We start from the raw sequence: 24,587 nt of genomic DNA on the forward strand, positions 1-24,587 counted from the left end.
CGAGGGAGAGAGAGGGAGCGGAGGGGGTGCTCCCAGGAGGCACGGAGGGCCGCGCCGCCCGGGAGCCGAGGCTGTATCCGCGGGCTACGGCTGCACGCGGACGATGCCCCACAGGCCATCGGCGAGCATGGCGGCGGGCTGATCCCGGTACATGTAGTCACCGGGGACGGCGTTCGCGCCGCCCGCGCCGTACAGCGGCGTGAAGTTCCAGGACTTCATCACCGACATGCCGTCCTGGGTGGTCATCGCGCACGACTTCGTGTTGGTGCCCAGGAAGTCCGAGCCGGAGCCATCCGCCCAGGCGTCGTGGATCCACTCGGCGCCGTGCAGGGTGAAGGCGTGCTGGCGCGCGTGCCCCGAGGGCTGCACCACGCGGAAGCGCATCTGCATGCCGGCCTTGGCGGTGAACACCGGCGTCTCGGGGTCGCCGTGCACCCGCGAGCTGAAGATGTCGCCGAGCTGCTGGTCGTTCACCGTGCCCTCGCTGGAGTGCGGCGGCAGACCGAGCCGGGCCCAGAGGGGCTCGGTGCGATAGTTGAAGCCCTTGTGCCCGACGTCCTCGGCATCGTCCGCGCCCGTCATGTTGCGCAGCGCGGTGCCTCCGTTGAGCGATGGATCGCTCGACAGGAAGGCGGCCCGGTCGCTGTGGAGCGCGAGCTCGTCCTGGTAGACGAGCACGAACTCGCGGAAGGACGTGGTGGTGCCACTGCGGGTCTTGTACGTCACCGTGGCCTGGGCCTCGGTGCCCGTGTCCGCGGTCCAGGTGGCACCCTGGGGCTCGACGATGAGCGTGCCCACCGCGCCGTGCATGCCGTGCGTCACCACGTCCGCCATGTCGCGCAGGTTGACGGCGCCCAGTTCCACCGGCTTGCCCTCGAAGAGGAGCGTGTTGCCGCCCTGGTCCGTGAGCTTGAAGTCCGCCGCCGACAGCAGCGCCTGGACCGTCCAGTCGAGCAGGTTGACGCCCGAGGAGAGCGTCGTCTTCTCGTAGCGGCCGGCGTACCACTGGTACGTGCGCGACTGGCCCGGGGCCACCGTCTGCACGCTGTTGTAGCCGATGTTGGCGCCGTCCCCGCGGTTCACGTCGTACTGGAGCAGCTGCGGGTGCAGCGACACCTGGCTGGACATGGGCACCTGGTTGACGTTGAAGCCGTCGGTGATGGGCGTGAGGTAGTTCCAGTGCGGAGCCCGGGTGAACTGCGTGGGCAGCTCGTTGACGAGCTTCACCTCGATGCAGTCGCCCGCGGCGGCGCGGAGGATGAGCGGCTCCGGACGGCGCGCGCCCGAGCGCACGGCGGCCAGGTGCTCGGCCTTCACGAAGAGGAGGGCGTCCGGGTCGTACAGCCCGTGCTTCTGGCTGTAGACGAGCTTGCCTCCCGGCACGTTGCCCCGGGCGGTGATGGCGTGGACGGTGTACAGCCGCTTGGGCGCCGTGGTGGGGCACGCGGGCACCACCTTGGTCAGATCCAGCCGCGCGGTGTTGTTGGGCAGCGGCTTGAGGTCCGAGCGTGTCTGGCCATACGAGCGGACGATGCCCCACATGCCGTTCCACAGGTCATCCGTCGAGGCGCCCTGGTACAGGTAATCCGCCGCGCCGAGCAGGTTCTTGTTGCCCGGAATCTCCAGCATGAACTCCATGTGCTCGGAGATGCCGATGGCCTGGCCGTTGACGAAGCCGCTGTCCTTGCGGTCCGGCTCGTGCAGCCACTTCAGCCCGTTGAGGGTGAAGACGTGCTGGTCCTCCTGGGCGCCCTGGATCATGCGGATCTGCACCCGGTCTCCCTCGTACACGGGCAGCAGCGGCGTGTACGGGTCGCCGTGCAGGTCCGAGCGGAACACGTTGGCCATGTCGCCGAGGTCTCCCGGCCGCGGCGCCCACTCGCCGTCCGGGCCGCGAGCGGCGATGCGCAGCGGAATGGGCTCGTGGCGGTAGTTGACGAGCATGGAGCCCGGATCCTTGGTGGAGAGGACCTCGGGGGCCACGACGCCCGCCGGGTGCTCCACGGCCCTGGGCAGCGCCACCTCGTGGAGGGTGGGCGGATTCACCGGCTTGCCGCTGGCGTCGTAGACGATGGCGTAGTCGGCGAAGGCCAGGTTGAACTCGCGGAAGCTGTCCGCGCTGTTCGCGGTGAGGATGTCCGCCTTGAAGCTGGTGGGGCCGCCATCGTCGCGCGTGCCGAAGACGGTGCCCGTCACGGGATCTCTCCAGGTGCTGCCGGCCGGCTCCACCACCAGCGCGCCGTAGAAGCCGTGGTGCTGGGCGGACGAGGGGGTGAAGTGGTCATGCGTGAAGACGGTCCGCATGGTGCGGTCCTTCCCCGCGCTGTTGACGAGCGGGTCCGCCCACCAGCGCTGGCGGGTGCTCTGCGCGCCCAACGGGGCCCCGGGGATGCGCGGGTGCGAGGTGGCCGATAGGAAGACGCGCGAGCCCGTCTCCGTCAGCGCGCCGTCCGCCGCGAAGGCGCCTCCGGCCGCGTTGGCCGCGTCGATGCGGGCGCGCACGTCGTCCGCCGAGAAGGTGCCGTCCTCGTAGTTCCAGCCGTTGCCGGAGCCGTCCGAGGCCGTCACGTCGAACTTCACCAGGTGGATGTGCTGGCCGATGGTGTCGGTGGGCGTGAAGACCTGGAAGTCATCCGCCTGGAGCACGTCCGGGATGAGGTTGGTAGCGGTGAAGTTGATGCAGTCGCCGGAGTTGGCCCGGAAGAAGAAGGGCTCGGGCGAGCGCGTCTTGTCCAGCGTGGCCTGCACGTCGCGCTCGAGCACCATCATGCGGGCCTGCGGATCGTGCCAGCCCGCCTTGTTCACCGTCAGGTCCGTCTGCACGTAGGCCGCGCGGTAGTTGCGCTCGGGAGCGCCCGGCTTGCAGGGCTCGGAGAAGGGAGCGCCCGGCTTGGGCGGCTGGCCGTTGACGAGGAACCAGCTCGACTGGCCCTCGGGCGTATAGGCCGGGTAGCCCGCCGCCGGCCAGCCGTAGCGCGTGTTGATGCGGGCCGCTCCGGCGAGCTGTCCCGCGTGGTACTGCATGGCCACCTTCTCGCCCGGCGTGCCGTCCTCGGGCAGCAGCTTGAGCTTCGCCTTGTGCACCTCCACGTCGAACTCGCCGCGGCGGCGGTACTCCACCGCGCCCTCGACGTCGGGCACGCCCGTCATGATGTGCCGCGGCAGGCCGCCGTTGTGCTCGATGTCCAGCGGCGGCTGCGGAGGCCGGTGACCCGGCACGCCCGCGACGAAGAAGGGATAGCCGGGCACGGCCGGACGCTGCGCGGTGCCACCGGTGGCCAGCGCCACCTGGGTGGGCTCGTAGGTGGGCATCGGCGGCATGGCGCGGCCGGGCACCGGCACCACCGCCGGGTTGGGCGTGCCGCTGGTGATCTCCGCGTCGGGCAGCCGGCGATCCTGCGTCCCCGCCTCGAAGACGTCATGCGCCCGCCACAGCGCCCACATGCCCTGCGCGAAGTGCGGGTACAGGTGGCAGTGGAAGATGGCATCGCCCACCGTGAGGTTGCGGTTGCCCGCGCCGCCGTAGGTGATGTCGTAGGTGAAGGCGCCGCCGGGGCCAATCGTCTGCGAGTCCAGGTAGGTGGAGTTGTCGTCCGCCCAGGAGTGCAGCCACTGGTGGCCGTGCAGGTGGAAGACGTGCGTCTCCTTGGGCCCCGCGTGGATGTTGCGGATGCGCACCGGATCTCCCAGGTAGCTGTGGTGCACGTTGGACGGGTCATCCGGGTAGAGCGCCGCCACCGCCCTGCCCTCCGCGTCCCGGTCCACGTTCAACGCCGGGTCTCCGTTGGCCCAGGACTCGAGGAAGAACTCCTCGAACTTGCACTCGGCGCAGTCCTTCGTGGGGCCCACCTTCTTGCGGTTGGCCAGCAGCTCCGAGCCCAGGCCCGAGGCGCCGTAATTGATGCCGAACCCATCCCGCACTCCGTGCAGCATGGGGCGCACCTCCAGCTCCTCGAAGGCCTGCACCGCCTTCATCTCGTCGTGGAAGAGCACGGTGAACTCGCGGAACCGGCCCTCGTTCTGGGAGACGGTGCTGTTCATCCCCGTGGAGGTGTAGCCGCTGATGATGGCGTTGAGATCGCTGTGCACGATCTCGCCTCCGGCCGTGGTCATCCGCAGCAGGGGGATGCCCGCCGCGTCCACCGCGTTGTAGTCGATGAGCGGCGTGCCGTCCGGGTTGGTCAGCGGCTGCCCCGTGTTGGGATCCTTCCGCGTCGCCGCCGCGAGCTGCTCCGCCGTCACCTGCGAGCGGTACCAGACGGAGCCCGCGGGCTCCACGTTCACCGCGCCGAACAGGCCGTGCGTCGTCGAGCCGCCCATGCCCTCGCCGCCCACCGGCGCGCCCAGGCTCTCGACGAAGAAGGCGCCCTCCCGGTCCGCGTGCCAGTTGTAGACGCGCGTCTCGCCCGGCCTCGCCAGCGAGCTCCAGTTGAAGCCCACGTTCGAGCCGTCCGACATGATGTCCAGCGGCTGCAGGCCGTTGACGTGGAACGAGGCGAGCCGCGTCGCGGGCGAGTCGCTGCGCATGTCACCGTTCCCCGGCTCCGGCTCCTCCCCCGGCTCCGGCTCCTCGGGCGGCAGGTTCTCAGCCCAGTCCGGCACGCCGTGCAGCGGAATCTGCTCGCGCGTGGGCGCCAGCCAGTTGGTGAAGCGCACCTGGAGGCAGTCCCCCACGTTCGCCCTCAGCGTGAGCGGGCGCGGGCGCTTGCCGTCCCGCAGGCGCGCGTTGCCCGGTCCCACCGGGAACGACGGGTCCACCGCCACCACGTCCCGCTTCAGGGCGTAGATCATCCCCACCGGGTTGAACGACCCGAAGCGGTTGTAGGTGATGACCTGGTCGAGCGCGACCACGTCCGCGGTCAGCGTCCGCGCACAGGACGCCAGCCCCGCGTGGAGCTCGTCCACCGGCGTGGCCTGGCTCTGCTCGTCAGGGGAGGACGGCGCCTGCTGCGGCTCGCAGCCCGCGGCCAGCACGCTGGCCGACAACAGCACGGCGCGCAAGGAGTTGTGACGGCGTGGATGTATTGCTGGAGATTTCATGACCGGACGGGGATTCCTGTCTGGGGAATGGCAATGGGTCTCGTTCGGGATGGACCAGGGGGCCGGGGAGGCAGCCCCTGGTCCAGTGCTGCGCTCCGTGCTCACGGGGGTGGAGCACGGAACCGGATACCCTCACCCCGACCCTCTCCCGGAGGGCGAGGGAGAAGTGGCTCGAGTGGGGTTCGCTGGGGTGGGGTTTGCTTGGGTGGAGTTGTTGCGAACGGCCTAGAAGCCGGGGCCCGAGGGCGTGAGCGTCGCGCTGAAGACGTCCGTCATTCCCGTGGCGCTCTCCACCTCGGCCACGCCCCTGCCGCGCCCATCCGCGGTGAACGCCACCGAGTGGCTGGCGCCTTCACCGCTCACCGTCAGCCGGTAGTTGCCCCCCGGCGACAGGAACCGGCCAATCAGTTGCAGGCCGATGCGGTTGCCTCCATTCACCGTATCCGGCGCGATGGCCACGGTGCCGGTCAGCTCCTGTCCACCCGAGCCGGTGAACGCGAAGTCACGCCCGGTGGCCAGCACCGTCACCTCCCTCACGAACGTCGTGCTCTGGCCGAGCCCATCCGTGGCCCGGGCGTACAGGTAGACGACCTGCTCGACCACCACCGTCGGGGCCAGCCAGTTCGTCTCGTACTTGCCGGACTGCGCGTTGAGCGTCAGCGGCTGCCAGAGGGTGGGATCCGGCTCCGGCGCCGCCTCGATCTCCACGCCCAGCGGCACCGCGTACAGCTGCCACTCCACCGCCGTGACGCCCGAGCCCGAGTCCGTCGCGGACACCTGCACCAGCTGATCGATTCCGCCCGCCAGGTGCGCGTCCACCACCGGGGAGATCATGTCCACCACCGGCGCCCCGCGATCCACCGTCACGTTGACGGCCGCCTGCGCCACCTGCCGCGCGCCATCGGTGGCCCGGACGCCAATCACCTGGGCGCCCTCCGCCAGGTTGTTCGTGTCGAGCCGGACCTCGTAGTACCCGCTCAGGCTGTTGAAGCCCATGGCGTTCCAGACCACCCCACCCACCGTGTACTCGACCTTGGCGATGCCGTAGTCATCCGCGGCCTGCGCCTGCAGGGTGATGGGACCCTGGAGCACGGCGCCGTTGGCCACGTTCACGATGCTCACCGTGGGCGCCAGATCCACGCCCGTGGAGAACGACAGCACCTGCGAGGCGCCCGCGTTGCCGGACGCGTCCACCGAGCGCACCCGGTAGAAGTACATCTTGTTCGGCTGCAGGCCCGTGAGGCTCACCGTGTGGCTCGTGGTGCGCACCGGGTCCACGCCCGTCGCGGAGCCCAGGGCGCTGGTGGTGCCGTACTCCACCTGCGAGCTCGCCGGCTCGTCCGTGGTCCAGGAGATGTCGGCGTAGGTCGGCCCCGCCGCCGCCACCATGGCGCTCGCCAGCGGAGCGCGGGTGTCGGTGGGCGTCCCGGACACCTCGCCCGAGCGCAGGGACTCGTTGCCCGCCACGTCCACCGCCGCCACCACGTAGTAGTAGGGGGTGCCGTTGCTCAGCCCCTGGTCCCGGTGGAAGGCCACCGAGGTGGTCGCCACCTTCGTGTACGGGCCACCGGCCGTGGTGCTCCGGTACACCGCGTACCCCGCCAGATCCATCTCCGTGTTGGAGCTCCAGGAGAGATCCAGGAAGCCGCCGTTGCTCGCGGCCACCTGCGCGGCCACCTTCACCCCGGTGGGCGCGGCCGGGGGATTGGCCACCACCGCCACGGAGTACACCAGCCGCGTGTTGCCATCAGCGTCCGTGGCCCGGACGTACAGGCTGTGGCTGCCATCCGCCACCGCCGGGGTGTTCCAGGTGCCCCGGTACGTCGTCGACAGCAGGCTCCCGGACAGCGCCGTCCACACGCCCTCCGCCGTGTCCACCTGGTACTCCACCCGGCTGACTCCCGAGCCCAACAGCCCGTCCTCCGCACGGACCTCGAGGGAGGCCTGGCCGCTGACGGCCGCGCCACTGGCGGGTTTGACGATCGTCACGGTGGGGGGGGTCGAGTCCAATCCGAGCAGCGCCAACGCGGGTGTGCTGGCCAGGGACACCAGGAGCGCAGCTCCATTTCTCCAATGCATGTTCAACTCCATCCTTGATGTGGGGGAAGGGACTGCCGAGGCATGACGCGGCCCTGGTGGAGGCAGGCGCAAAGCCTGTCACCCGCACGCTGCAAACACAGACATCGACACAGGGCACGTCGTCACCCGGGCTCGACCGCACCGCGCCCGGGCAGGAACGCTGTCGGGCGAGGGCCAAAGCGAGATTCGTGCCGGGCGCTGAACACTTGGGCCACCCCGGAGGGTTGGTTGGAGCCCCAGATTCTTTTCTTCCAGGAAAACGCGGGGTTGCCGGTGCACTGATGAAACCGGGTAACACTAACGGCCCCGCCTGCCCGCCTGGACGGCCTCCAGGCTCCGCCTCCATCCGGGAGTTCTTTCAGGCGCTCCGTGCGGTATCCGGCAAAACCTACAGGCTCTTGCAGTGCCCTTGTGGCGGCGGCAGTGAGGAGAAAGCCCGCTTTTGAAAGGAAGAGAGCCGCCGCCACGAATTCCAGAAAGGAATTCAGCCTCGCGGCTTCACTCGGAAGAGCTTTACTCGGAGTGCTTCACCCGGGGTGCTTCATCGGAGGCGGGCTCGTCGAGCCCCTGGCCAACATCGATGAAGCGGTACGCACCTGCGTCCCCCCAGGACGTTCCGGGGCGAGCGGAGCTGCCCCGGTGGACCGCGACCTTCAGCGCAACCGGAGCATGGCCGAGAGCACGCGCCCGCCCCAGCCGTTCCCCTTCCCCTCGCGCTTCGAGGAGAGATCCAGGGACTCGTTCAGCGAGGGCACGGGCGGGTGGAGCTCGCCAGGCGTGGCGGCGGGAGCATCCACCTTCACCGAGACGAACACGGTGCGCAGGTTGCCCGTGTAGTCCACCGCCCGGACGTAGAGGTCATGGCCGCCGGCCGGCACGGACGCCGTCTCCGTGCTTCCCTTGTAGGTCATCGACGCCAGGTCCAGCACCAGCGGCGTCCAGGCGCCCGAGGTGGAGCCGAGCTGGTACTCCACGCTCCGCACCCCCGAGCCCGTGGGCCCGTCATCCGCCTGGACCGCGATCTCCAGGTGTCCGCTGACGGTCGTGCCCGTCGCGGGCTGGAGCACCGTGACGGCCGGTGCCGACGAGTACAGGCCCAGCGCGGCGGCCAGGACGTGGGCGCCCACGATGCAAATGACCGCCGCCGAAGGCATCCACGTCTGCCACAGCGAGGGGTTGTAGATCCGCTTCTGTTGCTTGCTCAGTGCCATCGCCCCACACCTAAAGCGAGAACCGTGCCGGACCCTGGACAGTCCGCCCGCCCCCGAGGGAGGCTCCCCCACGCCATCCCTTTCTTTCGGGAAATCGGAGGGTTGGCGGATCTCTCCGGGCTTTGGGGGGCTTTCCTGGAGATCTCCTCGGGGCCGGCGTCTGGCGGAAGGACGGTAGTTCTTTCAGCCCTCGCCACGGGGCCGGGGAAAAAACTCCACCGCCCGTGTCAGCGGGCCGGCACCGTCCGCGACGTGGCGGGAGCATCTTCTGGCCGCCTCTCCCACACGGGCCCCGTTAAGCTGCGGACGTCACGGCCCCCGCCTTCGCCCGGGGGGCCACGGGGGACTGAATGAACGTCATCGTGAAGGGGGCGCTCGCGGCGGGGGCCCTGCTCATCATCGCGGCGGCGCTGCGGACGGGCCTGCGCGAGCACGGGCCCACCCCCAGCGGCCCCGAGCCGAAACCGACGCTGACCATCGCCGCGGCCTCGGACCTGAAGTTCGCGCTGGACGAGCTGCTGGAGGAGTTCCGCGCCCACAACCCCGGCACGGAGGTCCAGGTCACCTACGGCTCGTCGGGCAACTTCCTCGCGCAGATCGCCAACGGCGCGCCCTTCGATGTCTTCCTCTCCGCGGACGTGGCCTATCCGCGCAAGCTGGCCGAGCAGGGGCTGGTGGAGGGGGACGTCTTCCTCTACGCCGTGGGCCGCATCGTGGTGTGGGTGCCCAAGGACTCGCCGCTGCCCTTGGAGCAGCGCGGACTGGAGGCCCTGCGGGAGCCGTCCGTCCAGCGCATCGCCATCGCCAATCCCCAGCATGCGCCCTATGGCCGAGCCGCCGAGGCCGCCCTGAAGAGCCAGGGGGTGTATGACGCCGTCAAGGACAGGCTGGTGCTCGGGGAGAACATCGCGCAGACCGCGCAGTTCGTGCAGAGCGGGGCCGCCGAGGCGGGCATCATCGCCCTGGCGCTCGCGTACGCGCCGGCCATGCGGGGCCAGGGCCGCTTCTGGGAGGTGCCGCTCGAGGCGTACCCGCGCATGGAGCAGGGGGGCGCCATCCTGAAGCGCGCGAAGGCGCCGGAGCTGGCCCGGCGGTTTCGCGACCACCTGCTCGGCCTCGAAGGCACAGCGCTGCTCAAGCGCTACGGCTTCTCCCTGCCGAAGGAGTGAAACGTTGGACCGGACCGCCCTCCTCTTGAGCCTGCGCCTCGCCACGTGGACGACGCTCGTCCTGCTGGGCGCGGGGCTGCCCATCGCCTGGTGGCTGGCCACCTCGCGTTGGCGGTGGAAGTTCCTCGTGGAGGCCGTGGTGGCGCTGCCGCTGGTGCTGCCCCCCACGGTGCTGGGCTTCTACCTGCTGCTGGCGCTCGGCCCGCGTGGCCCCCTGGGCGGGGTCTTCGAGTCGCTCCTCGGCACCACCCTGCCCTTCAGCTTCGGCGGCCTGCTGGTGGCCTCGGTGCTCTACAGCCTGCCCTTCAGCGTCCAGCCCTTCACCGCCGCCCTGGCGGGCGTGGATCGCCGCCTGCTGGAGGCCTCGTGGTGCCTGGGCGTCTCACGCTTCCAGACGTTCCTGCGCGTCGCGCTGCCCCTGGCCGCCCCCGGCATCCTCTCCGGCATGGTGCTCACGTTCGCGCACACGCTGGGCGAGTTCGGCGTGGTGCTCATGGTGGGCGGCAACCTGGAGGGCCGCACGCGCACGGCCTCCATCTCCATCTACGACTCGGTGCAGGCGCTGGACTATGCGTCGGCGGGCCGCACGTCGCTGGTGCTGCTCGTCTTCTCGTTCGCCGTGCTGGCCCTCACCTACGGGCTGCAGCGCAGGGTGTGGGCACCATGGCCGGCACGCTCGTAGCCGACCTGGAGAAGCGCTTCCGCGGCGGGCCCACGGTGCGGGCCACGCTGGAGCTGCCCGCCACGCCCGGCCGCGTCGCGGTGCTGTTCGGCCCCTCGGGCGCGGGCAAGACGACGGTGCTGCGGTGCCTGGCGGGGCTCGACAGGCCCGAGCACGGCCGCATCCTCTTCCACGGCGAGCCCTGGTGCGACACCCCGGCCCGCCTCTTCCTCCCGCCCCAGCAACGGCGCGTGGGCTTCCTCTTCCAGGACTACGCCCTCTTCCCCCACCTCACCGCGGAGCAGAACGTCCAGTACGGCCTCGGAGAGCTGACGGCCACCGCACGGCGCGAGCGCTCGTGCTCCCTCTTCCAGTTGCTGCACCTGGAGGGCCTGGAGGGACGCAGGCCGCGCGAGCTGTCCGGCGGGCAGCAACAGCGCGTGGCCCTGGCCCGGGCGCTCGCCATCCGCCCGCGGCTGCTGCTGCTGGACGAGCCCCTGTCCGCGTTGGATGCGCCCTCGCGCGAGCAGCTCCGGGGCGAGCTGCGGCGGCTGCTCCGGGAGCTGGGGGTGCCCACCGTGGTGGTGACGCATGACCGGCTGGAGGCGCTCGCGCTGGGGGATGACCTGGTGGCCATGGAGGGAGGCCGGGTGTGCCAGGTGGGGCCGGTGGCGGACGTGTTCAACCACCCCTCGGAGCTCGCGGTGGCGCGGATGACGGGCATCGAGACGGTGCTGCCGGGCACGGTGGTGAAGCGCGAGGCGGGGCTGGCCACGGTGGAGGTGGGCCCGCATCACCTCGTGGCCCTGGAGCCCTCGCACGAGGGGAGCGCGGTGTTCGTCTGCCTCCGGGCCGAGGACGTCACGCTGGGCCCTCCCGAGGCCGCGCCCACCAGCGCGCGCAACCGGCTGCCCTGCACCGTGGTGTCGCTCTCCCCCGAGGGCGCCCTCGTCCGCGTGGCGCTGGACGCGGGCTTCCCCCTGGTGGCGCGGGTGACACGTTTCTCCACCGAAGAGCTGGGGCTCGCCGAGGGCCGAGCCCTCACCGCCACCTTCAAGGCGCCCTCGGTGCGGCTCGTGCCGCGCCCGTGAGCCCCTTTGCTCCCTCTCCCCTCGGGAGAGGGTTGGGGTGAGGGTATCCGCGCCCGTTCTTTCAACCCGTGGCCCGCAGTGTGGACAGGGGTTCAACCCGGGGCCCTGGCACCCTCACCCCGTCCCTCTCCCGGGGGGAGAGGGGAAATTGTCGCGGACCTACCTGAAGGGGTTCAGGCGGCGCCGGCGCCCTGGAGCTGCTTGACGATGCCCAGCGCCTCGGTGACGTGGCGCGTGGCGTTGAGCTGCGAGTTGAAGACGTGCCGGACGATGCCCTTCCGGTCGATGACGTACGTCACCCGCCCCGGCAGCAGCCCCAGGGTGCTCGGCACGCCGTACTGGCGCCGCACCGTGCCGCCCTCGTCGGCCAACAGTGTGAAGGGCAGCCGGTACTTCGCCGCGAAGGCCTCGTGCGAGGCCGCCGATTGCGAGCTGATGCCCACCACCTCGGCTCCCGCATCCTTGAAGGCCTCGTACGAGTCGCGGAACGAGCACGCCTCCTTGGTGCAGCCCGGCGTGTCGTCCTTCGGGTAGAAATAGAGGACCACCGCCGCCTTCTGGAGCAGGTCCTTCAGCTGTACGGAGGTGCCGTCCTGCTTCGGCAGGGAGAAATCGGGGGCCTGGTCGCCAGTCTTGATGCTCATCGCCCCTTGCTAACCAAGAGGCCCCACCGTTTCAACGGCCAACACGGCAGAAGCCGCTCACGGGTAGGATGCCCTCATGCGGTACCTCTCGCGTTGCCTCCCCCTCCAGGTTCTCCTCCTCCTCGCCTGGGGGCCGGGAACCGCCCTGGCCGAAGAGCCCTCGCCCTGCGAGGAGCTGAAGGCCAGCGAGGACCGCGGCCACGAAGTGGAGCACCGGGTGGAGGCCCGGCCCGAGGGAGACCTCGTGCACTTCACCGTGCACCGCACCTTCCACAACCCCGGCACGCGCTACACCGAGCTGGAAGCCCTCCTCGAGCTGCCCCGGGAGGGCACGGTGCATGGCGTCGCCCTCGAGGCCCAGGGACAGTGGACGGAGGGACTCCTGCTCGAGTCCTCCCAGGCGGAGCGCCGCTACGAGGCCCTCCGGCGCAAGGGCACCGCCACGCCCCGTGCGCTCGCGCTGCTGTCGGCGGCGGGAGCCGGGGCGCGCCTGCTGCTCTGGAACCTGCCGCCCCGGAGCCCGGTGACGGTGCACTACGAGGTCCGCGCGCGGCTCGCCTACGCCCACGGGCGGCGCTCCTTCACCTATCCCCTGCCCGAGTGCGAGCAGGCCCCCCGGCCCGTGCTCACCGTGCTGCCGCCCTCTCCCAACACGGACTTCCGCATCGAGACGCGGCACGCCACTCCCTGGCGGCCCGAGCTCGAAGCCTCCTGGGAGGCAGGTTCCTCGAGGGGGCTCGACGCACGCGCCGGCCTCGCTCCCTGGGGCGCCGGCACCCTGGGCTTCCTCCAGGTCCGGACGAAGCGCCTCTCCGAGGCGCCCGTGCGGGCCCGGGTCGTCTTCGTGGTGGATGCCTCCCACAGCGTGGGCCCCCGGGGCATCTCGCGCCAGCTGGCGCTCGCCGGGGAGTACCTCCGGCTCCTGCCCGATGCGACGGCCGAGGTGGTGGTGTTCCGCCGCTCCGCCGAGCGCCTCTTCGGACGCCTCATTCCCGCCTCCGAGTGGAAGACGGCCCTGGCCCCCCTTCCCGCCGCACGGCTCGCGCCTGGCAATGGCTCACACCTGGACGAGGGGCTGAAGCTCGCCCAACAGGTGCTCGGGGAGGGCAGCGGACCCGTGCGCCTCATCGCGTTCACGGACGGGCGGCTCCGCCGGACGTACGCGCCGCTCCCCGCCGACTCCACCACCTCGGCCCCCGATGCCGCCGTGCACCTCCGGTGGCTCTCCTCCCACCGCACCGGCGACGCCACCCCCCACGAGAAGCTCTCCGGCCCCCTCGTCCGGGAGTCCTGCGGCCTGCAACTGCCCTCCTACGTCAGCAGCTTGGAGCCACTCGTGCGGCCCCTGCGGTGGGAACAGGTCCACCTCCAGGACGGCCAGGGCGCACGGCTGAAGGAGCTGCCCGCACTCCAGGAGGGAGAGGGCTTCCAGCTCTGGCTGCCGAGTCCCCAGACGCCCCTGAGCCAGCTGGTGCTGCATGGGCAGCGCTGGGGCTGTGCCGCCTCCGCCCCGGTAGAGGTGGACCCCTCGCTCTCGGCCGACCTCGGCCGCAACGCCTGGGCCACCCTGCGCGTCGAGCCGTGGAACAGCAACGAGGAGGAGCTTCCCCCCACGAAGGCGGTCGAGCTGCTCGCGAAGAACGGAGACTGGCTCTCCGACACCCGCTCGTTCCTGGCAGTGCCCTCGGACGCGGGACCCTCGACGGCCCGGACGCACGCGCTGCCGGATGGGGTGACGGGAGGCGTCGCCGGAGGGGTGGTCGGTGGCACCATTCTCTGCCCCCTCGCGCCCCCGCGCCCGTGCGAGCTCCCTCCGGAGCACCAGGAGGCGCTGGAGCAAGTCCTCCAGTCGCCCTTCTCCGCCTGCCTGGAAGACGGAGCCCCCCCCTCCCTCCAGGTCCGCTTGGAGGCCACCGGGGAGGAGATCGTCGACGTGGAGGTGACGGGCGCCGCCTCCGAGGCCCAGGCCTCCTGCGTGCGCGAGGCCACCTGGGCCCTCCGCCTGCCCACCTTCTGCGATGACGGTTCCGTGACCGATTACACGGTGAAACCAGGACACTGAACCCACCGTTGGCGCGGGTACCATGGCCGCATGAGTCCTCTCGCGCGCCTGCTGCTGGCCTGCCTCCTCCTCTCGAATCCGGGCAGCGTGCTGGCGCAACCCGAGGCGTGCTGCACGGCCGGGACGGAGGAGGACGATCTCTCGTACGAGGAGCCGTTCTTCCCCTGTCGGGAGGACGGCCGCGGCCAGGAGACGGAGCACCGCGTGGAGGCCCGCATCGAAGGAGAGCGGGCCCACCTCACGGTGCACCGCACCTTCCACAACGCCAGCCCGCGCTACACCGAGCTGTACGACTGGCTCGAGCTGCCCCAGGACGGCACGGTGCACGGCTTCGCGCTCGAGTCCGGGGGGCAATGGACGGAGGGCACCCTGCTCGCGGCCTCCGAAGCCGAGCGCCGCTACGAGGCCCTGCGGAGCCAGGGAACCGCCGCGCCGGGCACGAGCGCGAGGCTCTCGGCCGCGGGAGATGGCGCGGCGCTGCACCTCTGGAACCTGCCACCGGGCAGCTCGGTGAAGGTGCGTTACGACGTCCGGCTCCGCCTCGGCTACGACCAGGGACGCGTCACCTTCACCTATCCCCTGCCCGAGCGGAAATACCGTCCCCATGGGACGTGCGGCGAGCAGGACCCGCGGCCCGTGCTCACCGTGGCGCCGCCCTACCCGGGCGCGGAGCTCCTCCTCCAACAGGTGGACAACCCGCTCCAGCGGGAGGTGCTCGAGGCCTCCTGGCCCGTGAAGCCCTTCACCGGCATCGACGCACGCGCCGGCCTCGCTCCCGGAGACACCGGCACCACTGCCTTCGTCCAGCTCCGGGTGGGGCGTCTGGCCGAGGCCCCCACCCGGGCCCGGGTCCTCTTCGTGATGGATGCCTCCCACAGCGTGGGCCCCGACGGCATCGCCGAGCAACTCACCTTCGCCGGGGAGTACCTCCGGCTCCTGCCGGACGCGGTGGCCGAGGTGGTGGTGTTCCGCCGCTCCGCCGAGCGCCTCTTCGGACGCCTCATCCCCGCCTCCGAGTGGAAGACGGCCCTGGCCTCCCTTCCCGCCGCACGGCTCGCGCCTGGCAATGGCTCACACCTGGACGAGGGGCTGAAGATCGCACAACAGGTGCTCGGGGAGGGCAGCGGACCCGTGCGCCTCATCGCGTTCACGGACGGGCGGCTCCGCCGGACGTACGCGCCGCTCCCCGCCGACTCCACCACCTCGGCCCCCGATGCTGCCGTGCACCTCCGGTGGCTCTCCAGCCGCGTCGACAAGGCCCCCACCCACCCGCGGCTCTCCGAGCCCCTCATCCCCCAGTCCTGCGGCCTGCGGTCCCATCGGTCCTCCGTGGAGTCACTCGTGAGGCCCATGGCGTGGGAGCAGGTCCGCCTGGAGGATGAGCGGGGCACCCGGCTGATGGAGCGCGAAACGCTCCTCGAGGGGCAAGGCGCCCACCTCTGGCTTCCGAACCTCCAGACGTCCCTGGGCCGGCTCGTGCTGCACGGACAGCAGTGGGGATGCGCCGCCACGCCCGTCCCGGTGGAACTCGATTCCGCGATCACCGCCGATCTCGGCCGCCATGCCCACGGCTGGCGCGCCACCCGGTTCTGGACCCTGAACGCGAAGCACGGGCCTCCAGCGCCGGAAGAAGCCGAGCGGCTCGCGAGCAACGGAGACTGGCTCTCCCCCACGCGCTCGTTCCTGGCGAGCCCCCCGGGAGCGGGGCCCTCGTCCGTCCAGACGCACGCACTGCCGGGCAGGCTGGAGGGAGAGGCCATCCCCATCGGGGTGCTCAGCGGTTCGCTCTGCGGGTCCTCGCCGCCGAAGAGCCGGGAAGCCGCTCCGAGGTTCGCCAAGGCGTTGAAGCGGCTGCTCCAGCCCGCCGTCGCCGCCTGCGTGCGAGGAGGACGCAACCCCGCCCTCCAGGTACGCGTGGAAGCCACGGGGGATGAGCTCGTCGACGTGGAGGTGACGGGCGCGGCCTCCGAGTCCCAGGCCACCTGCGTGCGCGAGGCCACCTGGGCCCTCCGCCTGCCCGCCCTCTTCGATGACGGGTTCGCGGAGACCTACACCCTTACACCCCTGCCCTAGACGCTCGTCTGACGCGAGGCGACGAGGGACACGGCGGCGGAGCGCAGATCCTCCAGGTCGGCGGAGTGATCCAGGATCCAGGCGCCGCGGATGCGCGCCATGCGCTCGCGCAGGCGGGGATTGGTGAAGGCGCTATAGAGGATGACGGGCACGTCCGGATTGCTGGCGCACAGCCGCTCGAGCGCCGCCAGACCGGCGTCTCCGAGCATCCGCGCGTTGCAGAGGATGAGCTCCGGCATCTGCATCTGCCCGGAGAGGAGCTCCCCGGAGAGCAACTGGACGGCGTCCCGCGAGTCCTCGACCACACCGATCTCGAAGCGCTCCTGGGCGAGCATGTCGCACATGACCTGGCGGCGTTCCTTCAGGTTCTCGATCAGCAACACCTGACCGTGAAACACCACCGGACGCTTCCGGGACTCGCCCCGGAACATGGACCGGCCCGCCCTCGACGACTCCCCCTGCTGGCTCAACACCGCACTGGCTTGCATGACGACCATTCCCCTTCATCGCGACCGGTCGCTCTTTGAGCAGGAACCGTGCCGCCGCCCTGCGGGCCGTGCCCATAACACGGCTGCGCACGGAATGACTAAACATCCCCGACAGGTCTGACCAGTCCGTGGGGCGGGGAGAACCGCCACATGTGGCTTTCCGCCACAGTGCCGTGGAACGGCCGAGACAGACCCACAAGACCCCGGTCCATGGAGGGGGAGATTCTCAGGGGCCGAGAAGGAGCGCCGTCCTCCTCACCTCCGCGCGGACGGCGGCGGTGGCGCGGTGCTCCGACTTCCCGGCTGAGCATGCGAGCGGGCCCGGCCGCCCCTCCTCGCGGCCCTCCGCCCTGAGCCGTCACAACCGCTGCGCGCCGCCTCATCCCGTGTGGGACCTGCCACCGGGAGAAACACGGGATGCGTCGTTGGGTGCGGATGATGGCAGTGGGAGGGGCATTGGCTTGTCTGGGGAGCGTGGGGGCTGCGGCGCCCGCTCTCGCGACCCCTGGCCCGAACGGGAACGGCCCTCCGCCCGCCCAGGTGGTGGACGGAGGCGCCGCTTCCCGTACGGGAACCGAGGAGCCCTTCCTCGGCGTCATCATCCCGCATGAGAGCGTGAACGTGAGCACCCGCTTCGACTCGCGGCTGGAGAAGCTCGAGGTCGAGGTCGGTCAGCGCGTCCACGCGGGCCAGGTGCTCGCGAGACTGGACACGCGCTCGCTGAGCCAGGACCTGGCCGCGGCCGAGGCCAGCCTCCAAGGCTCGCGCGCCGAGGAGCAGGCCGCCGGCCTGGCCCTCTCCGAGGCCCGCTCGAAGAAAGCCCGCTACTTCACCCCGCGCTCGCTGCAGCTGGGTGTCTATTCCCAGGAGGAGCTGGACAAGGTGCGCTACGAGGAGAGCACCGCCAATGCCCGCCTGCAGGCCGCCCGGGCGCAGACGCTCCAACGGCGCGCCGAGTCCACCGGGCTGCGGCAGAACCTCGATGACGCCACGCTCGTGGCGCCCTTCGATGGGGTGGTGGCCGCGAAGCTCACCAGCCCCGGAGCGCGGCTGGGCGCGGGGCAGCCCGTGCTCAAGCTGCTCGGCACCGGCGGTTGGAAGGTGCGCTTCGCCGTGCCCGAGGACGCCGCGCGGCGGCTCCAGCCGGGCGTCCCCGTGGAAGTGAAGGCCGTGCAGCGCGACCTCGCGCTCGACGGCACGGTGGAGAGCGTGGCCCCCGAGGTGGACTCGGCGGCCCGGCTCGTCTTCGCCACCGCCACCTTCAACCAGCCACCGCCGCCCGAGGTCTCCACGGGCATGGTCGTCCACGTCCGTCCCGGGCCCTCGCAGCAGCTGGGCGGGCAGGCCACCGGCGGCTCCTCGGGGGCGACACCTTGACCATGGAAGCCACACAGCGCACCCGCATCTTCCGCGAGGAGGCCCTGCGCCACCACGAGGGCGCCCAGGAGGACGGAGATCTCCTCCGCATCTCCCCCAGGTGGACCCGGTGGACGTACTGGCTGCTGATCGCCCTGGTCGTCTCCGCGGCCCTCTACTCGGTGCTCGGCACCATCCCCGAATACGCCTCGGGCCCGGCGATGGTGAAGGTCGAGGGCCGCAGCGATCTCACCACCCAGCAGCCGGGAATCGTCGCGTCGGTGGACGTGAAGCCCGGGCAGCGGGTGGACGCCGGACAGCCGCTGGTGAGCTTCCTCTCCCAGGACGAGACGGCCTCACTGGAGCGGATTCAACGGGAGTTCGAGCTGCAGCTCGTCCGGGTGCTGCAGGATCCCGCGGACGAGGCGGCGCGCCAGGCCCTCACGTCGCTGCGCGCCGAGCGCGAGCTGGCCGAGGCGCGTCAGCAGGCCCGGACGCTGAGGGCGCCCCATGCCGGAGTGGTGGGCTCGCTGCGCGTGCGCGAGGGCCAATACGTCAACCCGGGCGAGAACGTGGTGTCCGTGGTGGGGGATGACGTGCACGTGACGCTGGTGGCGCTGCTGCCCGGCGGCTACCGGCCGAGGCTCGAGCCGGGCAAGCCGCTGCGCGTGGAGCTCAACGGCTTCACCCACGAGTACCAGACGTTCACCATCGATTCGGTGGGAGATCAGATCATCGGTCCCGCCGAGGTCCGCCGCTATCTCGGCACGGACACGGGTGATGCGGTGAAGCTCGAGGGCCCCATGGTGCTGGTCCGGGCGCGCATCGACGCACCGACCTTCACCCTCAAGGGCAAGACGTACAACTACTTCGACGGAATGCTGGCCCAGGCCGACGCGCGCGTGCGCAAGGAGCGCATCCTCGTCACGCTGATTCCGGGCTTGAAGGGAGCATTGGGACATGAGGACTGACGCCGTCCGGCATCCGGGGCTCACCGAGCGCTTCCCCGCGTTCCGCAACCTGCAGGTGAAGGGCCGGGAGCGCCGCATCCCGCTGGTGCGCCAGCTGTCGGAGATCGAGTGCGGCGCGGCCTGCCTGGCCATGGTGCTCGGCTACCACGGCAAGCCGATGCGCCTGGAGGAGGTCCGCCAGGCGATGGGCGCGGCACGTGATGGGGTGTCGGCGCTGGACATCCTGCGCACGGCGCGCGGCTTCGGGCTGCGCGGGCGCGGCGTCACCGTGGATGACGAGGCGCTGCACTACCTGCCCACCGGCACCATCCTCCACTGGCAGTTCTCGCACTTCGTCGTCTTCGAGAAGCTGGGGCGCGACGGCGTGCACCTGCTGGATCCCGGGCACGGCCGGCGCAAGGTGTCGCTGGAGCGCTTCCGCCAGTGCTTCACCGGCGTGGCCCTGCTGCTGGAGCCGGGCGAGAACTTCGAGACGGGCAAGAAGCCCCAGGCCCGCTCGGCCGCGAGGTACGCGCTGCAGGTGCTCCAGCAGTCGCACGTCCTGCAGCGCATCATCGTCGTCTCGCTCATCCTGCAGCTCTTCGCGCTGGCGGTGCCGGCGTTGACGGGGCTCATCATCGACCGGGTGGTGCCCCGCGGGGACAAGGAGTTGCTGCTGGTGGTGGGCCTGGGCTTCATCTCGCTGGCCGGCTTCCAGCTCCTCACCTCGCTCATCCGGAGCCACCTGCTGCTCGAGCTGCGCACGCGCATGGACTCGAACATGACGCTGGGCTTCCTCGAGCACATGGTGGGCCTCTCCTACGCCTTCTTCCAGGTGCGCGCGGCGGGCGACCTGATGCAGCGGCTCAACAGCAACGCCACCGTGCGCGAGATCCTCTCCTCCAGCACGCTGTCCGCGCTGCTCGATGGAGCCCTGGTGGTCATCTACCTTGGGCTGCTGTTCGTCATCAGCCCGACCATGGCGCTCATCGTCCTGGGGCTCGGCAGCCTGCAGATCCTCATCCTCCTGCTCTCCACGAAGCGCCAGCGCGCGCTGATGTCGGAGAACCTGGAGGTGGAGGCGAAGAACCAGAGCTATCAGATTGAAATGCTCACGGGCATCCAGACGCTCAAGGCGTTCGGCGTGGAGCACCAAGCGGTGCAGCGCTTCTCGGAGAGCTTCGTCAACGTGCTCAACGTGTCGTTGAAGCGGGGCCGGCTGTCTGCGTGGGTGGACGCGCTCACCGGGACGCTGCGGCTGGTGGCGCCGCTGGTGCTGCTCACCTGCGGCGCCCTGCTGGTGCTGAAGGGAGAGATGTCGCTGGGAACGATGATGGGGCTCAACGCGCTGGCCGGAGCCCTGCTGGTGCCACTGGGCAACCTGGTGACCACGGGCAGCCAGCTCCAGCTGCTGCGCAGCTACATCGAGCGCATCGACGACGTGCTGGACACCCCGCCCGAGCGGGATGCGTCCAAGCCCGGCCGCCAGGTGAAGCTGAAGGGCGGCATCGAGCTGGACCGGGTGTCCTTCCGCTACGCGTCCACGTCGCCGCTGGTGGTGCAGGACGTGTCGGTGCGCATCGAGCCCGGCCAGTCGGTGGCCATCGTCGGCCGCTCGGGCGCGGGGAAGACGACACTGGCCAACCTGTTGCTCGGCCTGTACCTGCCCACCTCCGGGCGCGTGCTCTTCGATGGGGAGGACCTGACGGAGCTGGATCTGCACTCGGTGCGCGGCCAGGTGGGAGTGGTGCCGCAGGAGCCGACGTTCTTCAGCTCCACGCTGCGCGGCAACATCGCCATCACCGACCCCACGTCCGCGCTGGAGCCCGTCATCGAGGCCTCCCAGCTGGCGCAGCTCCATGGCGACGTGATGAACATGCCGATGGGCTACGACACGCCGCTGGTGGACCGGGGCGCGTCGCTGTCGGGAGGGCAGCGGCAGCGGCTGGCATTGGCGCGGGCGCTGATGCAGAAGCCGGCGGTGCTCCTGCTGGACGAGGCCACCAGCTCGCTGGATGCCATCACCGAGTCGCGGGTGCAGCAATCGCTGGCCTCGCTCCAGTGCACGCGCGTCATCATCGCCCACCGGCTGAGCACGGTGGTGGACGCGGACCTCATCCTGGTGATGAACGAGGGCCAGCTGGTGGAGGCCGGCAAGCACCAGGAGCTGCTGCTGCACGGTGGCATCTACGCGGAGCTGGTGCGCGCCCAGATGCGCAGCGGCGGCCGGGTGGAGTGAGTCATTCCCCGCGTCACCAATTCCATCCACGGACTCTCTCCAGGTGCCTGCTCCGATTTTCCGGAGCAGGCATCGTTCGTTCCAAGGAGGAGCATTTGAAAAAGGAAATGATTGTCAGGGCCTGGAAGGATCCGGCGTACCGGGCGAGCCTCTCCGAGGCGGAGCGCGCGTCGCTCCCCGAGTCTCCCTCCGGCAGGGCGATGACCGAGCTCGAGGAGGACGAGCTGCTCGGCATCTCCGGCGGGAGGCCGCCGCCGGACTACTCCATCGACACCTTCCGCTGCGCCGCGCCCACGGTCCTCAACTGTCCGCGGACGATCTGCTCGTGCGGAATCGTCGCCTGCGTGTAGCAGCGCGCTGAATGAAGCTGGGAGCCAGGGCCCCGCTCCCCGAGTCCCCTCCGGGGCCCACCCACCCCACCCCTGTCATACGGCGGACAGCTCACGGCTCCCGGCCCGCTCAGTCCACCCGATCGCGTCCCTGACCTCCAGGGCAGGAGCACGTTGGACAGCGAACCCTCATGCCTCCGCGCACTCCAAGAGGAGCCCCCCGTCTGACACGGTGCTTCCCAGGTCCGCCTCCGCGGTCCACCTTCTTGTGTCACGCGAAAGAGGGGGCGGCTACCCGGCGCCCCAGGAGGGGAGAGTCATCGATACGCACCTGTCAGAGATTCAGGGAGCCATCCCTCCGCTTCGGGAGTACCGGCGCGAGAAGACACAGGTTTCCAGCACCCCGTTCCCGGTGTCAGCGGACATCCGCCGCCAGCTCGAAGGTGGAATCGAGACACTCGAGGCGGCTCACGCCCGCTACACCTTCCTGGAGAAGGCCTTGCGCCACAAACACTGGCAGCACGCGGTGATGGCGCGGCTGGAAACCCTGCGGGAGCAGGTCCGCCAGGAGCCCGCGCTCCTGGAGTCCCTGGCCCGTCTCCTCCAACGCGCCCGGGTGGAGGGCTGGACTGACACGGAGCCCGCGCTCGTACTCGCCCGCAAGGTAGAGGAGCTCCGCACCCGGATGGAAGCGCTCACGCGCGAGCGCCTCGGCCCGCCCATGGACCGGGAAGCCCCCGCGGAGGGAATCACCCGGCTCCATCAGGTGCTGGCCCGAACCATGGCCCTGCCTGTGTCTTCCGAGGAACAGGCGCTGCACCAGGGCGGCTTCGAGGCGGACGCCATGGCCCCCCTGTTGCCGTTCCTGCTGATGCTCGGCCCCATCGTCGCCCTTGGCTTCAAGATCACCCTCTCGCCCACCATCCTGTGGTGCCTCCTGCTGGTGGCGAGCACCCTGCTGATGACGTTCATCCCCTCCCTGTGGGATCTGCTCGAGCGCCTTCGTTCCGGACGCTTCTGGTTCACCCCGGAACGACTGGTCTGGCAACCCATGGGGAGAGACCCCCTCCACATCCCCCTTCAGGCCATCCCTCCTGACGGCGTCCGTCTCCTCTCCACCCGGAGCGTGGAGGTGCGGCTGGTGGATGGGCGCACGGTCCGCCTCGGGTTCATCCAGGGCGCGGAAAAGCTCGTCACCCTGTTGGAGCAGTACCGGAAGGTCCCCATGGGACCACGTTCCACTGGCGTTCACCCCGCGAGTGCCACTACGACGGCGGTCGCTTCCCCCACCTCGAAGGAGACGCACTCATGGCCAAGATCACCCTGAAGGGCAACCCGGTCCAGACCGAGGGCAACCTGCCCGCCGTTGGCACCCAGGCGCCGGACGTCAAGCTCACCGGCGTCGACCTCGCCGACAAGAAGCTCTCGTCCATTCCGGGCAAGCGCGTGCTCAACATCTTCCCCAGCATCGACACCGGTGTGTGCGCGACGTCCGTGCGCACCTTCAACAAGCGCGCGACCGAGAAGCCCAACGTCACCGTCATCAACGTTTCCATGGACCTGCCGTTCGCCCTCAAGCGCTTCTGCGGCGCCGAGGGCATCGAGAAGGCGCTCTCCTTCTCGGGCTTCCGCGGCGACTTCGGCAAGCAGTACGGGGTGACCATCAAGGACGGGGGCCTCGCGGGCCTCTACTCGCGCGCGGTCGTCGTGCTCGACGAGAACGGCAAGGTGCTCCACACCGAGCAGGTGCCCGAGATCGGCCAGGAGCCGAACTACGACGCGGCCCTCGCGAAGCTGTAGCCAGTCCCGCTCAGGACCCGTCACCCTCGGGCGACGGGCCCTTCGCGATCGGGCGCCCGCTACGGCACCACTCGCTCCACGAGCCGACGTAGAGCCGGGCGCCGGAGAGCCCCGCGTGCTCCAGGGCCAGGAGCGTGTGGCACGCCGTGACCCCCGAGCCGCAATGCACGAACGAGGTTCCGCCGCGCTTCGGGCGCGACCAGTTCGCGGGGATCGATCAAGGGACTCGGCATGGGGTGGGCCTGGAGAATCCTCATAGCTCGCGCTCCAGCGGGCGCGCTACCTTCCCCTCCGTACCGGTGAGCCCCATGACAACCCCCCCACCGCCGCAGCAGATCTCCTGGGCCGAGCGCATCGCCATCGTCCGCCGCTACCACGACATGGAGTCGCGTCTCACGGCGTCCGTCAGTGAGCGGATGCTCGACCTCGCGGGCCTCCAGCCGGGCATGCGGGTGCTCGATGTGGCGTCGGGCATGGGCGAGCCGTCCCTCCGCGCCGCGCAACGGGTGGGCCCCTCTGGCTTCGTGCTGGGAACGGACCTCGTCGACGGCATGCTCGACGCCGCTCGGGAGCAGGCACGTGCCCTGGCGCTCTCGAACATCGAGTTCCGTGCCGCGGATGCGGAGACGCTCGAGTTGCCCGAGCAGTCCTTCGATGCGGCGACTGTGCGCTGGGCGTTGATGTACATGCCTCGGCCCGAGCGCGCGCTCGAGCGGATATGGCGGGCGCTCCGTCCTTCCGCACCGCTGGTGTGCACGACCTGGGCGGGACCCGAGCAGGTCGAGTACGCGTCGCTGCCGCGCAGGACCATGGGCCGCTACCGTCCGCTTCCGCTCGTCGAGCCCGATGCCCCGAGCGTGTTCCGCTTCTCCGACCCCGAGCACCTGAGCACGGTGTTGTCGCGCAGCGGGTTCACGGTGGAGCACGTCGAGTCGATGCGTGTGCCCGTGATGGAAGCCGAGGACGGGGCGGGAGTCGTGCGCTGGATTCGCTCGTTCGGAGGCCCCGTGGCGAGGCTCGCGGAGGAGCTGCCGCCGGAGGCGCAGCGGGCCTGGGAGGAGGAGGTCATCCGCGAGTGCGAGCCCTACCGGACGGACGGGAAGGTCCAGCTCGGCGGAGTGACGTGGCTCGTGGTGGCGAGGCGGGCGGCGCGCGAATGAGCGACGCGCCCACCTCCTCGAACAGGGCCAGCACGTAGCGGACATCGGCCTTCGCGAGCGACGAGAGGCCTCGGCAGGACATGGGCTTTCGGATTTCCCCGGAGACGCCGCATCGGATCACCCGTTCCTGCTTCAACAGGTACACCCCCGGCGGACTCCGTGCTGCCCCAACATTTTTCAGCGTCATTGAAAAAAGTTACGATTCGCACCTCCCGTCTCGGGGAATGGTCATCCG

The 24,587-nt window shown here is 70.4% G+C and carries 17 protein-coding genes; 12 read left to right on the forward strand and 5 right to left on the reverse strand.

Translation table 11 applies throughout. The features are described from left to right. Positions 1–84 precede the first annotated feature (84 nt). The 3 genes from NR798_RS29130 to NR798_RS29140 all read right to left on the reverse strand — a co-directional run bounded on the left by NR798_RS29130 (position 85) and on the right by NR798_RS29140 (position 8,330). Entirely contained in the window at positions 85–4,992 is a 4,908-nt protein-coding gene (locus NR798_RS29130; RefSeq protein WP_375773842.1) for a copper oxidase, read from the reverse strand. A gap of 273 nt (positions 4,993–5,265) precedes the next feature. Next, positions 5,266–7,119, reverse strand: a complete 1,854-nt coding sequence (locus NR798_RS29135; protein ID WP_375765779.1) for a fibronectin type III domain-containing protein — start codon at positions 7,117–7,119, stop codon at positions 5,266–5,268. A 653-nt stretch (positions 7,120–7,772) separates the two neighbouring features. Then, positions 7,773–8,330, reverse strand: a complete 558-nt coding sequence (locus tag NR798_RS29140; RefSeq protein WP_375765780.1) for an Ig-like domain-containing protein — start codon at positions 8,328–8,330, stop codon at positions 7,773–7,775. 350 nt (positions 8,331–8,680) lie between these two features. On the opposite strand from NR798_RS29140, the gene modA reads away from it, so the two are divergent. Genes modA through NR798_RS29155 form a run of 3 tightly spaced genes read left to right on the forward strand, consistent with a single transcriptional unit; the run spans position 8,681 to position 11,251 of the window. After that, complete coding sequence (gene modA, locus NR798_RS29145) at positions 8,681–9,499, forward strand: molybdate ABC transporter substrate-binding protein (RefSeq protein ID WP_375765781.1); 819 nt, start codon at positions 8,681–8,683, stop codon at positions 9,497–9,499. Positions 9,500–9,503: 4 nt separating this feature from the next. Next, entirely contained in the window at positions 9,504–10,181 is a 678-nt protein-coding gene (modB, locus tag NR798_RS29150) for a molybdate ABC transporter permease subunit (protein WP_375765782.1), read from the forward strand. Then, positions 10,163–11,251 (forward strand): ABC transporter ATP-binding protein, encoded by a 1,089-nt coding sequence (locus NR798_RS29155; RefSeq protein ID WP_375765783.1) that lies wholly within the window; start codon positions 10,163–10,165, stop codon positions 11,249–11,251. The genes modB and NR798_RS29155 overlap by 19 nt, the downstream gene beginning before the upstream one ends. Before the next feature lie 173 nt (positions 11,252–11,424). Here NR798_RS29155 and NR798_RS29160 read toward each other — a convergent pair whose 3' ends face one another. Continuing rightward, entirely contained in the window at positions 11,425–11,895 is a 471-nt protein-coding gene (locus tag NR798_RS29160; protein ID WP_375765784.1) for a peroxiredoxin, read from the reverse strand. A 76-nt stretch (positions 11,896–11,971) separates the two neighbouring features. Between NR798_RS29160 and NR798_RS29165 the strand changes: the two genes are divergently transcribed. Continuing rightward, a complete protein-coding gene (locus NR798_RS29165) occupies positions 11,972–13,957 on the forward strand; it encodes a VWA domain-containing protein (protein ID WP_375765785.1) in 1,986 nt (661 codons plus the stop codon). A 30-nt stretch (positions 13,958–13,987) separates the two neighbouring features. Then, positions 13,988–16,030 (forward strand): VIT domain-containing protein, encoded by a 2,043-nt coding sequence (locus tag NR798_RS29170; protein WP_375765786.1) that lies wholly within the window; start codon positions 13,988–13,990, stop codon positions 16,028–16,030. On the opposite strand, the gene NR798_RS29175 is transcribed toward NR798_RS29170, so the two are convergent. Further along, positions 16,027–16,518 (reverse strand): response regulator, encoded by a 492-nt coding sequence (locus NR798_RS29175; protein ID WP_375765787.1) that lies wholly within the window; start codon positions 16,516–16,518, stop codon positions 16,027–16,029. The two genes, NR798_RS29170 and NR798_RS29175, sit on opposite strands and share 4 nt — an antisense overlap. Before the next feature lie 438 nt (positions 16,519–16,956). Here NR798_RS29175 and NR798_RS29180 point away from each other — a divergent pair, with 438 nt between their 5' ends. The 7 genes from NR798_RS29180 (at position 16,957) to NR798_RS29210 (ending at position 24,352) form a co-directional block, all read left to right on the forward strand. Continuing rightward, complete coding sequence (locus NR798_RS29180; RefSeq protein ID WP_375773843.1) at positions 16,957–17,895, forward strand: efflux RND transporter periplasmic adaptor subunit; 939 nt, start codon at positions 16,957–16,959, stop codon at positions 17,893–17,895. Positions 17,896–17,897: 2 nt separating this feature from the next. Then, complete coding sequence (locus NR798_RS29185) at positions 17,898–18,845, forward strand: efflux RND transporter periplasmic adaptor subunit (RefSeq protein WP_375765788.1); 948 nt, start codon at positions 17,898–17,900, stop codon at positions 18,843–18,845. Next, positions 18,835–21,063, forward strand: a complete 2,229-nt coding sequence (locus NR798_RS29190) for a peptidase domain-containing ABC transporter (RefSeq protein WP_375765789.1) — start codon at positions 18,835–18,837, stop codon at positions 21,061–21,063. The genes NR798_RS29185 and NR798_RS29190 overlap by 11 nt, the downstream gene beginning before the upstream one ends. Before the next feature lie 107 nt (positions 21,064–21,170). Further along, a complete protein-coding gene (locus NR798_RS29195) occupies positions 21,171–21,413 on the forward strand; it encodes a mersacidin/lichenicidin family type 2 lantibiotic (protein WP_375765790.1) in 243 nt (80 codons plus the stop codon). A gap of 391 nt (positions 21,414–21,804) precedes the next feature. After that, positions 21,805–22,719 (forward strand): hypothetical protein, encoded by a 915-nt coding sequence (locus NR798_RS29200; protein ID WP_375765791.1) that lies wholly within the window; start codon positions 21,805–21,807, stop codon positions 22,717–22,719. Then, a complete protein-coding gene (tpx, locus tag NR798_RS29205; RefSeq protein WP_375765792.1) occupies positions 22,701–23,192 on the forward strand; it encodes a thiol peroxidase in 492 nt (163 codons plus the stop codon). Before NR798_RS29200 ends, tpx begins: the two co-directional genes overlap by 19 nt. Before the next feature lie 308 nt (positions 23,193–23,500). Next, positions 23,501–24,352 carry a class I SAM-dependent methyltransferase gene (locus tag NR798_RS29210; protein ID WP_375765793.1) on the forward strand — a complete coding sequence of 284 codons (852 nt, stop codon included), beginning with the start codon at positions 23,501–23,503 and terminating at the stop codon, positions 24,350–24,352. Positions 24,353–24,587 lie beyond the last annotated feature (235 nt).

The sequence above is a fragment of the Archangium gephyra genome (assembly GCF_042230915.1).
Classification (GTDB): domain Bacteria; phylum Myxococcota; class Myxococcia; order Myxococcales; family Myxococcaceae; genus Archangium; species Archangium gephyra_B.